Annotated in this window: 5 protein-coding genes and 1 CRISPR repeat array; of the genes, 3 read left to right on the forward strand and 2 right to left on the reverse strand. The window is 43.7% G+C overall.

What is annotated here, in order from left to right:
* Nucleotides 1–97 precede the first annotated feature (97 nt).
* The 3 genes from QUB12_RS12865 (at nucleotide 98) to QUB12_RS12875 (ending at nucleotide 8,844) form a co-directional block, all read left to right on the forward strand.
* Nucleotides 98–1,300, forward strand: a complete 1,203-nt coding sequence (locus tag QUB12_RS12865) for a glycosyltransferase family 4 protein (RefSeq protein WP_333307058.1) — start codon at nucleotides 98–100, stop codon at nucleotides 1,298–1,300.
* 83 nt (nucleotides 1,301–1,383) lie between these two features.
* A CRISPR array of direct repeats spans nucleotides 1,384–6,052; the repeat unit is 37 nt; unit sequence GTTTCAATCCCTGATAGGGTTTTAGGTTTTTTCCGGC.
* Between the two features lie 1,046 nt (nucleotides 6,053–7,098).
* Nucleotides 7,099–7,845: a dienelactone hydrolase family protein gene (locus QUB12_RS12870; RefSeq protein ID WP_333145835.1), complete on the forward strand. Its 747-nt coding sequence runs from the start codon at nucleotides 7,099–7,101 to the stop codon at nucleotides 7,843–7,845.
* A gap of 99 nt (nucleotides 7,846–7,944) precedes the next feature.
* A complete protein-coding gene (locus QUB12_RS12875) occupies nucleotides 7,945–8,844 on the forward strand; it encodes a S1 RNA-binding domain-containing protein (protein WP_333081864.1) in 900 nt (299 codons plus the stop codon).
* A 350-nt stretch (nucleotides 8,845–9,194) separates the two neighbouring features.
* Here QUB12_RS12875 and QUB12_RS12880 read toward each other — a convergent pair whose 3' ends face one another.
* Together QUB12_RS12880 and QUB12_RS12885 are read right to left on the reverse strand one after the other, a co-directional pair.
* A complete protein-coding gene (locus QUB12_RS12880; protein ID WP_333145837.1) occupies nucleotides 9,195–11,426 on the reverse strand; it encodes a polysaccharide biosynthesis tyrosine autokinase in 2,232 nt (743 codons plus the stop codon).
* Nucleotides 11,427–11,447: 21 nt separating this feature from the next.
* Entirely contained in the window at nucleotides 11,448–12,878 is a 1,431-nt protein-coding gene (locus tag QUB12_RS12885) for an SLBB domain-containing protein (protein ID WP_333145840.1), read from the reverse strand.
* Between the last annotated feature and the right edge of the window lie 15 nt (nucleotides 12,879–12,893).

Consider the following 12,893-nt stretch of genomic DNA (forward strand, 5'->3'; position numbering starts at 1 on the left):
TTGGTAATTGGTAATTGGTAATTTTTGCTGGCTAATTACTAATTACCAATTTCTGATTATTAGTTAAATTTTTAATTCCAAAAGCGGGAGTTTTGAATTGCAGATTATTGTTGAAGGCTGGCGTTTTATTTATCATTCCTATTGCGTAGCCAATCAATTTCAACTGCTGGAAATGCTCGCTCGCCCGCGAGGAAAAATTGAGCTTTTCCACCGCGATATGCCCTACATTGACGCAGCTTGGGAGACGAAAATTAGTTTATTCGATCGCCCAAATGAAACATTACTTCGCAGCATTAAGAGCCCTGGGGTAAATCAGTCAGCGGATGTTACCCTGCGAATGTACTGCCCGTGGGACTTCTCGGCATCCAGCAGCGCTCAAACTTGGGTATTTGCAGCCACAGAATGGGGGATTGTTACGAGTTCAGTATTACAGGCGATGGGTGTTAAGTCGATCGCCCAAACTCCGGTTAACTCAGAAACGAAAATTATTACACCGTCGGCGTGGTCAAAAGCCGGCTTAATTCGCAGCGGAGTTGAGGCCGATCGCATTGCCGTTGTACCTTTGGGAGTCGATCCTCAGATTTATTATCCTGCTGCGGGCGATCGGCGTCAATCACTGCGCCAAAGCTTGGGCTGGTCAAACTATTTTATATTTTTAAACATCGGAGGACAAACCGATCGCAAAGGTATTCGCCCTTTATTAAAAGCCTTCGCTGCGGTAGTTGACAAATATCCCGATGCGAGATTAGTTTTAAAAGGTTCTGAACTGCTTTATCCGTCGAGAGACGAGATTGCCCAAGCCTGCCGAGTTGTGCTCAACGATGCCGAAAGAGCGAGGGTTTTACCAAGATTAATTTATACTGGTAGCCAGCTATCTTTTGCTCAAATAGCTGAGTTTTACCAAGCAGCAGATGTTTATGTTTCTCCCTATTTGGCAGAAGGTTTTAATCTGCCGGTGTTGGAAGCTGCAGCTTGCGGTTTGCCGGTTATTTGCACTGCGGGCGGCCCTACAGATGATTTTACGCGATCGGACTTTGCACTGCGGATTGAAAGTAAATTTATGAGTGTGGTAAGTGACGGGGAAACCTTATTTATATTAGCTCCTGAGTGGGAACATTTGACTGATTTGATGCAAAGGGCGATCGAACAGCCTGGATTGGCTGCGAAAGCGAGGGTTGCGGGCCCGGCTTTTGTGGCTGAAAATTTTACTTGGAGGCGTGTAGTCGATCGATTGCTTGAGGTTATGGGAGGAGATAGAAAGAGAGAGGAGAGGTCTATTTTTGAGCCAATAATTTTGTAGTTTGGGTCTTTCAAGCCCTAGATGGGGAAATAGGTTTTTTCCGGCTCTGGCAAAAGCGCAACCAGTTTCGCTTTTGCTTCTATGTTTCAATCCCTGATAGGGTTTTAGGTTTTTTCCGGCGCTTGATTTTTTAGTTCACTTGCCATAGTATAAAAGGTTTCAATCCCTGATAGGGTTTTAGGTTTTTTCCGGCTACGAGAGTGTGGCGAGAGTGTAGGAAGTGCTGGGTTTCAATCCCTGATAGGGTTTTAGGTTTTTTCCGGCAAAAGTAGTATTAAAAGTAGTATGCTTTAGGGGTTGTTTCAATCCCTGATAGGGTTTTAGGTTGTTTTCGGCCGTCTGCACTCATCGCCTATCCTGGCTCTACACCAATGTTTCAATCCCTGATAGGGTTTTAGGTTGTTTTCGGCCAGATTGGCAGGAAGATTCGCTCGGAAGATACAAGTTTCAATCCCTGATAGGGTTTTAGGTTGTTTTCGGCTTCAATATTCTCGCAACAATCTTGAAGGGATTTGGCGTTTCAATCCCTGATAGGGTTTTAGGTTGTTTTCGGCGTACACTTGCCATTCAAGCGCTAACTAGCTTGACCCATAGTTTCAATCCCTGATAGGGTTTTAGGTTGTTTTCGGCTTTGGATAGCCGCGTTCCTGTCAGAGTTGCCTGATTGTTTCAATCCCTGATAGGGTTTTAGGTTTTTTCCGGCGAAAAAGCCCAGAGGGAACGCGCCCCGGAGAAGGGAAGGAGTTTCAATCCCTGATAGGGTTTTAGGTTTTTTCCGGCGATTTTGATGGCCCGTCGGCGTGGGCTTTTCTTGTTTCAATCCCTGATAGGGTTTTAGGTTTTTTCCGGCTCAATCACCGCCGAAACCCCTGGGAGCTAGCAGCGCCCAATGTTTCAATCCCTGATAGGGTTTTAGGTTTTTTCCGGCTCGAGCAAACCAAGCGCGGTGGAGTTTGTTCAACGTTTCAATCCCTGATAGGGTTTTAGGTTTTTTCCGGCATGCAGCCGAGTAACTGGAAATGGTACGGCACATGGATTATTGTTTCAATCCCTGATAGGGTTTTAGGTTTTTTCCGGCACTCACTTTGGCAGTAAGTTTCAAAGGTGCGATGTTTCAATCCCTGATAGGGTTTTAGGTTTTTTCCGGCTAAATTGGTGCGAAAATCTCGCAGCATTAAATTGTTTCAATCCCTGATAGGGTTTTAGGTTTTTTCCGGCGGAGTGGTCTGAGATGTTCCGGCAACCAGTAGGGGTTTCAATCCCTGATAGGGTTTTAGGTTTTTTCCGGCTTAACCTGCGAACGAGACACAGATGACATCTTTCTGTTTCAATCCCTGATAGGGTTTTAGGTTTTTTCCGGCGGCTCGAAAATTGCCCCGTGTCATTCATCCACGAGTTTCAATCCCTGATAGGGTTTTAGGTTTTTTCCGGCATTCTTTTTAATAAAATCCTGTTGCCGACTCATGAGTTTCAATCCCTGATAGGGTTTTAGGTTTTTTCCGGCGATTTTTGTAATTGGTGGGTAAAGTTTCAGCAATACAAGTTTCAATCCCTGATAGGGTTTTAGGTTTTTTCCGGCCCGAGGCGATCGGGCTGCGGTGGAAAAATATCAAGTTTCAATCCCTGATAGGGTTTTAGGTTTTTTCCGGCCCTAACTGTCCTACCTGTGAGAGTGAATCGAGAAAGGTTTCAATCCCTGATAGGGTTTTAGGTTTTTTCCGGCCGACCGCCAGTGCATCCCTACTAACCTACCCCGCCGTTTCAATCCCTGATAGGGTTTTAGGTTTTTTCCGGCGGAGCCGATCAGCATGAAGCAAGAACAAAAGTTTTGTTTCAATCCCTGATAGGGTTTTAGGTTTTTTCCGGCGCTCGTTAAGGTCGGATAGGCGGGCAAGTGGCTGTTTCAATCCCTGATAGGGTTTTAGGTTTTTTCCGGCTTTTAGATCAGCGCTACCAATGAGAGCGCCAACGTTTCAATCCCTGATAGGGTTTTAGGTTTTTTCCGGCACTATGCGGGTTTGCGTGTTTCTGAGTTGTGCGCTTTGGTTTCAATCCCTGATAGGGTTTTAGGTTTTTTCCGGCGCGTCAAGCGATACCAACTGAATCTCCGGGTAAGTTTCAATCCCTGATAGGGTTTTAGGTTTTTTCCGACCGGGAAAGGCTTTCAGAACTACACCGGAGACTGGATAGTTTCAATCCCTGATAGGGTTTTAGGTTTTTTCCGGCGATGAAATTATCCAGGCACTTCGGTTAAAACTCAGGTTTCAATCCCTGATAGGGTTTTAGGTTTTTTCCGGCCTTTGAAAAAAAACAGCAGTCTGTTTTAGAAGTTTCAATCCCTGATAGGGTTTTAGGTTTTTTCCGGCCCGGCAGCCTGGGGCGGGTATGCTGATTTTGGCCGCTGCGTTTCAATCCCTGATAGGGTTTTAGGTTTTTTCCGGCATTATAGCTTGTAGTTGAGAGATAGAATACCTCTCATGTTTCAATCCCTGATAGGGTTTTAGGTTTTTTCCGGCGATTCATTATTAATCAATAAACCTCTTACAAAGGTTTCAATCCCTGATAGGGTTTTAGGTTTTTTCCGGCGGGGATTCCCCCATCATTTATTAACTAAAATTCAGTTTCAATCCCTGATAGGGTTTTAGGTTTTTTCCGGCATACAATAAAAACTTTTTTCCTAACAAGAATTCGTTTCAATCCCTGATAGGGTTTTAGGTTTTTTCCGGCGGTAGATAATCTCCACAATGATATGGAATTGATGTTTCAATCCCTGATAGGGTTTTAGGTTTTTTCCGGCGCGTGTTTGGGCTGAATCCAAAGCGCAGACTTACGTTTCAATCCCTGATAGGGTTTTAGGTTTTTTCCGGCTTGAAACATCGAGAATTTCAGTTCTTGCTTGCAATTGGTGGTGTTTCAATCCCTGATAGGGTTTTAGGTTTTTTCCGGCGAAAGCCGCCTTTAGCTCCAAGTAACAGTTTTGATTTGTTTCAATCCCTGATAGGGTTTTAGGTTTTTTCCGGCCCAATTTGCAGTTTTCGTAGTTGCCGAGGGATTTGTTTCAATCCCTGATAGGGTTTTAGGTTTTTTCCGGCGCTCAGCAACTTGAAAGAGAAAAGAAAATTGATAAGTTTCAATCCCTGATAGGGTTTTAGGTTTTTTCCGGCGATAGCAGCCTGAGTTAGGCTAGTGCCCCAAAAGTTTCAATCCCTGATAGGGTTTTAGGTTTTTTCCGGCTCAATTTTATCAAGAGAATTAGAGCGAGCAGAAATGTTTCAATCCCTGATAGGGTTTTAGGTTTTTTCCGGCAGGAGCAGAAACAGAAGATTTTTCAAGCAGTAAATTTGTTTCAATCCCTGATAGGGTTTTAGGTTTTTTCCGGCTTTATCGAGCGCTCAAGCGCCTCGAAAGCTTACCACGTTTCAATCCCTGATAGGGTTTTAGGTTTTTTCCGGCGAAACACCGCCACCTAATTGTGGAGGATTACTGGAGTTTCAATCCCTGATAGGGTTTTAGGTTTTTTCCGGCTTTGGCGTACCTCAGTATTATGTGACTTTGATGTCATTAGTTTCAATCCCTGATAGGGTTTTAGGTTTTTTCCGGCTTTACGATAGTATTACTAACAAAGTTTCGGGCGCGTTTCAATCCCTGATAGGGTTTTAGGTTTTTTCCGGCATATAGAGAATCGCCCGGTAGCTGCAATGCGTCCGTTTCAATCCCTGATAGGGTTTTAGGTTTTTTCCGGCTCTTCAATTGAAGGTAAAACTTCCTCATATACCCAGTTTCAATCCCTGATAGGGTTTTAGGTTTTTTCCGGCACTACCGTAGCAGCTATCCACTTGCCCCAGCGGTTGTTTCAATCCCTGATAGGGTTTTAGGTTTTTTCCGGCTGTACTTCTTATGTAACTTACCAGCCATCTTTCTGTGTTTCAATCCCTGATAGGGTTTTAGGTTTTTTCCGGCGCATACCTTCCCAGTTATTTTTCATTATGCTGCTTCAGTTTCAATCCCTGATAGGGTTTTAGGTTTTTTCCGGCCGAGTTTCTTCTGAAATTACATTGGAGGGTATTAAGTTTCAATCCCTGATAGGGTTTTAGGTTTTTTCCGGCCTTTCCACCATATCAGCCGGAGCTGGCAATGGTGTTTCAATCCCTGATAGGGTTTTAGGTTTTTTCCGGCCTCGTGCCATTCCCTGCGAATTTCCTCGGCGCAGTTTCAATCCCTGATAGGGTTTTAGGTTTTTTCCGGCTTGATTGCAGTTCCCGTACTTCTTTTTCCAGCATGTTTCAATCCCTGATAGGGTTTTAGGTTTTTTCCGGCATTCTCTTTCCGTGTCGTCCTTAATAATGAAAGCTTGTTTCAATCCCTGATAGGGTTTTAGGTTTTTTCCGGCTTAACGAAAGTGATAAAGCCAAAATGGGAGGATTTCTGGGTTTCAATCCCTGATAGGGTTTTAGGTTTTTTCCGGCGCAATTCTCGAATTGCTCTGAGTACGTCGGGGAGTTTCAATCCCTGATAGGGTTTTAGGTTTTTTCCGGCGCGGGTCGGTGTATCAGCACCGGAGGCCCCAGGGTTTCAATCCCTGATAGGGTTTTAGGTTTTTTCCGGCGAATTGCGGCCAGAACTGCAAGTCTTTGATACACCAGGTTTCAATCCCTGATAGGGTTTTAGGTTTTTTCCGGCCGACTTCTTGTGCTGAAATCAGGTTCAATTCCTGCGTTTCAATCCCTGATAGGGTTTTAGGTTTTTTCCGGCCGCCCGTTCCAGAAGCCTTGGTGTATTTGGTTTTCAACGTGCAGTTGCGTCCATCTAAAATAAAAGTACCATTCCAGCCTTCGGCTTGTCAATACCCGATTTTCCATATTCCCTCCAAAACCTTATCCTGTAAAGCTTTCAGACTTTGCGTCTATCTTGTTTTCACACTAGGGGCATCAAACTCTTGCTACACATGAGTTTGAGCCGAAAAATTTGATACTCCGATTTTCACACCTACCCATAGACGCAAACTCAGCAAAAAATATTCTGCGATCAAGGGCTCTACGCCACCAATACCTTCGATCTTACCCTGACAGCAAGCGCACAGCGGAAAAAACCAAATACTGTCTTCCTTGGGTTAGATGACTTTCTTCGGCGTGGCGATCGTAACTTAGACTTGAGTCCTAACCGGAATCAATCTCCTCAACTGGTTGCATGACTTTGTTCGGCGGGGCGATCGTAACTTAGACTTGAGTCCTAGCCGGAATCAATCTCCTCAACTGGTTGGATGACTTTGTTCGGCGTGGCGATCGTAACTTAGACTTGAGTCCTAGCCGGAATCAATCTCCTCAACTGGTTGGATGACTTTGTTCGGCGGGGCGATCGTAACTTAGACTTGAGTCCTAGCCGGAATCAATCTCCTCAAACGATTCCGCCAACCAGAAAGCAAAGCGATTAAAAAACAACTCCGATATATCAAAAAAAATTAGCTCATATTCAACAGCTAACGACTTAGACACTTATCTCTAATTTCTAACGAAAAAGCCATATAAAAGCTGCCAAGTCGTAGACTTATCAAAATCTATGCTTTAGAAAATCACAGACCACAACTTATCTTTTACCGAAATTGAATCCCAATTAATTGCTAGGAGTGATTTGCCACAACTTATTCAGCGAAACCTAAACCTTCAACAATAAGCGAATTTTACCTGCCATATTTGCGGTATTTGTGCTTCGCGGTTCCGAAAAATGTTATTGGCAAATTGCATACAAAATCCCCAAATTAACTTAAAATCAGTAGAGTGGCATTTACCTTAAAACAACCTATGACAAAAGCCGAAATTAGCACCAAAAACATCACAGTTCCTAACGGGGATTTGCAAATAGCTGCATACCTAGCCCAGCCAACCTCCCCAGGGCAATTTCCCGCAGTTATCGTGATTCAAGAAATCTTTGGCGTCAACTCGCACATCCGGGAAGTTACTGAAAGAATAGCAAAAGAAGGATATGTGGCGATCGCCCCAGCCATTTACCAGCGTCAAGCCCCCGGCTTTGAAACCGGCTACACACCCGAAGCTATCCAAATCGGCAGAGAATACAAAGAAAAAACCACCGCTTCCGAACTTCTGGGCGATATCCAAGCCACCATCGAGTACCTCAAAACTCTACCCTCAGTCAAACCAGAAGGTTTTGGCTGCATCGGTTTCTGCTTTGGAGGGCACGTCGCCTACCTTGCCGCTACTTTGCACGAAATCAAGGCTACAGCGTCGTTCTACGGCGCCGGTATCGCCACCCAAACCCCCGGCGGCGGCACCCCCACGATCGCCCGCACAGCAGACATTAAAGGCACTCTCTACGCCTTTTTTGGCACTCAAGACCCCAGCATTCCCTTAGAACAAGTTGACCAAATCGCCGCAGAATTGCAAAAACACAGTATTTCTCACCAAATTTTCCGCTACAATGCCGATCACGGCTTCTTCTGCGACCACCGCGGCAGTTACGACGCTACGGCAGCAGCCGACTCGTGGATGCAGGTGAAGCAGCTATTTCATCAGCAACTTCAACCAGCCTAGAGAGTGGGAGATGGGGAGATAGGGAGATGGGGAGAGTGGGAAAATTTTTTCTACTGACGACTGCCAACTAAATTACTGACAACTGACAACTAAACTGACATGAATTCCAAATCTACAGGTTCTCAAAGCGCAAAAGCATCCTTTTCAATGGATGATTTTGCTAAAGCCCTCGAACAGCACAATTATGAGTTCCAGAAGGGACAAGTAGTGCGCGGCAAAGTGTTCGAGTACGACTCAAACGGCGCGTATGTTGATATCGGCGGCAAGTCTTCGGCTTTTTTGCCGATCGAAGAGGCTGCTTTGAGAACAGTAACGGATTTGTCGGAAGTGGTTCCGCTGGACGAGGAACGGGACTTTTTGATTATCCGCGAACAAGATGCAGATGGCCAAGTTACTTTGTCTCTGCGGCAGTTACAAATTCAGCAAGCTTGGGAAGATTTAGTTGAATTGCAGGAAACCGGTAAAGTTCTTCAGGTGCGGGTTTCTGGGGCAAATAAGGGCGGCGTGACTGTAGATGTTCAGGGAATGCGCGGCTTTATTCCCCGATCGCACTTAGTCGATCGCGATAACCTAGAATCGCTGATCGGTCAATCTTTGAGCGTTAATTTTTTGGAGGTCGATCGCGAACGAGAAAAACTCGTACTTTCCCAGCGGATGGCCACTCAATCCAATGCTTTCAAGGACTTGCAAATTGGTCAGTTGGTGGAAGGAAAAGTCAGCAGCATCAAGCCTTTTGGCGTGTTTGTGGACTTGGAAGGAGTTAGCGGTTTGCTGCACATCAAGCAAGTTAGCCAAAAATATATTGATAACCTTGGAAAGGTGTTTGCTCCCGGTCAACCCCTGAAAGCGATCGTGGTTGACCTCGATGAAAGTCGTGGCCGAATTTCACTTTCTACTCGGGTACTAGAAAATTACCCAGGGGAAATGGTGGATAAAATGGCGGATGTTATGGATACCGCAGAAGAGCGATCGGAACGTGCTAGAAAGACTCTTTCTTAAGTCTTGATCTAATTACCACCCCGACTTCTTTAAGAAGTGGGGGTGGTAAAAGTGCGATCGTTTTACGTTTAATTAACTTGATTTACTTATTTGGGATTTTACATCCACTTCTTATACCAGTTTCCAAAAAGAATCCCAGTATAGGCTAACTCCAAACCCCTAAGCTGTTGCACATTTAAACTGTGAACTAAAATTTGATAAAGTTCTTGTGGGGTGGGCCAGAAAGCCCGCACAAAAAATACGATTTAGATGCACAACAGCTTATCTAGTAAGTTAATACCTCTCGCCAATCAAAAATCTCCAATTGTTTTACTTCTTCCTTTCCCTATCTAACTCCATTTTAGCATTCGTTATTTGACCCCATTAGCTACTACTCCCAATACTTTAAAATCGGCCACATTTAGTTGATCTAAAGCTTTGCTTACCAGACCGCGATCGGTTTTTTCTATTTTTACTATCAGCACTGTACCATCAGTTTGAGAAGCTAGTAAATGACCGTCTGCTAAACCCATTAAAGGCGGCGTATCGTAAATGACTAAATCAAATAAGGCTAGGAATTGTTCCATTAAATAGTGCATCTTTCTCGAAGAAAGTAATTTAATTGGATCGGCGGGAATAGTACCTGCAGTGAGGACAAAAAGATTGTCATCGTCGGGTAATCGCTGAATAGCCTCATTTAAGCTTAAATCCGAACTTAAAACATTACTTAAACCTTTGATATTTGATAAGCCAAGGTATGTGTGCAGTTGAGGCAAACGCATATTAGCATCCACTAATAATACTCGTTTACCAACAGCAGAAGCAGTTTTAGCTAAATAAAGTGCTACAGTGGACTTACCCTCACCTTTAATAGTCGAAGTGATGGTTAAAGAACTTATTGGGTTGTCAGCATTTAATAATTGAATATTTGTGTATAAGTAGTGAAATGCCTCGACCACAGGAAAATCTTTGGAATTTGAAACTATTATTCGTTTTAAGCTTGCACTGTTAGTATTTGAACTTACGCTAGTGAATGTAGGTGGAACACTTTCACCTCTCCGAGATTTAATTTTCATCGCTTTGGCGATCGGAATGACTCCCAAAAGAGGGCGTTTAGTTGCTGATTTAATTTCTTCTGGAGTATGGAAAACAGTATTTAAAACTTCTACTAGGAAACCTACAGCAATGCCTAGTAAAGTGCTAATAACGATCGCGATTGCTAGGTGGCGACGGGTTGGTTTTTCTGTTACTGGCTGGAACTCACCATTTTCGTTTGTGACTAACTGTGGTTTAGATATAATTTGCCAAGAGCCATCAATTTGACCAGCATCTAGTTGTAAAGCTTTTTGTTTTTCGAGGAAGAGTTTGAGAGTATCCTTAGCTAGTTCTAGTTTTAATTGTAGGTCATCATAGCGACGTTGAGCTTGGGGCATCTGAGTGATTTTTGCTTGCAGTAAGTTTTGACTATTAGTTATCACTCGCTCGCGAGCTTCCAACTGTTTTAGTTGTGATTGCATCTGCAAGAGGACAGTATCAGCTTCTCTTTTCATTAACTCACGCAAACTTTGCTGCTTTTCCCGCAAAGATTGAATGGGAAGGCTATTTTCATAAAATTGAGTAGAGCTTAAAGCTAATTGCGCCTCTATCTCATTTACTTTGCTAATTAAATTTTCATAAGATTTCGGGCTAATATCAACAATCCAACGATTATCGCCCGTTAACGCTCTTTTTTTGTAGCTTTCATATTGAAGCCTACTTTCTGCCAGTTGTCCTTGCACTTCTAGGCGACGATTAGTTAAATTATCTAGCTGATCTGATAGGCTGCGGCTGCGTAGTTCTGGTTGATTAAAGTTATACTGAACTCTTAACATTTGTAATTCTTGTTGCAAGTTATCAACTTTCTGCTGGAGTGGTGGCATTTGGCGATCGATAAAATCAATACTTTTTTGGCTAACTTTTAAACGCTGTTTGCCCATATATTCTAGGTAATATTTTGCAGTTTCATCCAGCACATATTGGATGCGCTTTGGATCTCGATCGCGGTAGCTAATATTTAGGAGTTTAGTAGCCCCCTGCTTCCCATCTTTCAAGAAAGTAACACGTTCGATTGTCAATCGCTTGTTGAGATTTTTATAGTCAAACTTTGGATATTTTTTCTGCAAATTATTAACTAAGGGTAGTAAAACTTCTGGGCTTTTTAAAACCCGCGTTAAACTTTGATAATCCACCGAGGAACCGTCTTCCGCTGATGATTTAATTTTGTTCAAGTCTGTGATACCTAAACTATTATTTTGAGCTTGAACCAAGAGCTTTGATAGCCGATCGTCAGCCGTAATGGGTTCTGCTAAAACTGTAAATTTTCCTTCATACTCGTTAATAGATTGTTTGGCAGCCATGAGCACGAAACTACCGCTTAAAGTAGCTATGCTGGCAGCTACTATGCCCATCACCAGAAGGCGACGTTTGACGACAGCTAGTACCCAATTCATATCAAGAACTTGGTCATCCTCTGCTGGGGTACTAGCTAGGTAATTAGCCGAGGGAACTGACAAATATTGACCATTAAGGTCATTCTTGAGGGAAGACAACAGTTTTTTATCCATAGCAAAAATGTTATGAAATTCCTAATTTCCTAAGAGTCTCAGTAGCTCTATTAGTCGGGTGGGAACGAGAAGTCCACCAATAATACTACCAGCGGGTGTGAGAACAGTGTTAATGGTGTCTACCAAGGTAGCAGTCCTCGAACGTCCCACTATAATTATGTCATTATCTTGAATCAGTGGGTTGGTTTGAGCATCGATTCCTTGATTCAAATTAATTGCTACTTCCGATCGGGATATAGTTCCATTAGGATTCAGCCTGATCAGTTCCACGGATCTAGAGTTAGCACGAGTTAGTCTGAAACCCCCCGCACTCATAATTGCTTGATTTAAGGTAGTATTAGGAGGTAATTTGAGCCCACCCGGAGTATTGACTTCTCCGATAACACTCACTTGCACAGTCCCCGGTGCAAAGCTAGCAGTAGCTAGAACCGAAACTTCTCCAGGGTCGATCGCCGTCGCTGTCGGGACAAAGATGATATCCCCTTCTTGTAGTATAGTATCTTGAGAGGTATCTTGTTCTTGCAAATATTGCCAAAGGTTAATAGTGCGGATTTGTTGTTTGCCATTTCTAGTATAACGTTGGAGTTGGATTTGCCGAATATCAGCGATTGATGTGATGCCACCAGCTAGTTGTAGAGCTCGAATGATGGTCGGTTGTCCGCTGGTTCTTTGACCATTTTGGGTATCACCACCGAGCGCTACATATCTACCGGGACGCTTTACCTCTCCGAATACTGAGACACTACGGGGTTGCTCTGCTGGTATAGAAAAAGTAGATTCACTAACTTGATTTGTTTCTGCTAAATTAATTGTTTCTTGAGGGGGAACCAAGATTTGATCTCCATCTCGCAACGTGATGTCTTGGCTTGTTTGACCCGTTTGTAAATAATCCCACAGGTTATAAGTGAGAGTTATTTGTTGGTTAGCCTTGACACGACGTCGGACAATTACTCGGCGGATATCAGCGCTAGCTCGAATACCGCCAGCTTTTTCTAAAGCTTGAGGGATCGTGGGAAACTGAACTGATGGTGTATTTCCACCTCCATTAGCTAGGGGCAATGAGTAGGATCCGGGACGACTTATTTCACCCGACAACCAAATATTGAGCGGGCGGGCAGCTTGTAAGCTGATGGTAACTATAGGCCTTTTTACGACCCGGCCATAAGCTCTAGTGATAGCTTGGGCTGCCTGTTCTAAAGTTAATCCTTGAAGGGAAACACTACCAATAACCGGGATTTGAATAGCTCCCCCAGCGGGAATTTGATACACCCCACTAAGCTGGGGCAGATCGTAGATATCAATTCTAATATTGTCTCCACCACCTAGATAGTAATCAGTATTAATACTTATTGGGGGGGCTGGGGACTGAGCGAAGTTGGTTTGAGGGTAGGAGAGAGTGAGTACCAGCGCCAGCAGTGGCACTTGTAAGGCAGGAAGGGTAAGCCATTTCATAGGTAGTAACAAATT

Source organism: Microcoleus sp. B7-D4 (assembly GCF_036705125.1).
In the GTDB taxonomy this organism is placed as follows: Bacteria; Cyanobacteriota; Cyanobacteriia; order Cyanobacteriales; family Microcoleaceae; genus Microcoleus.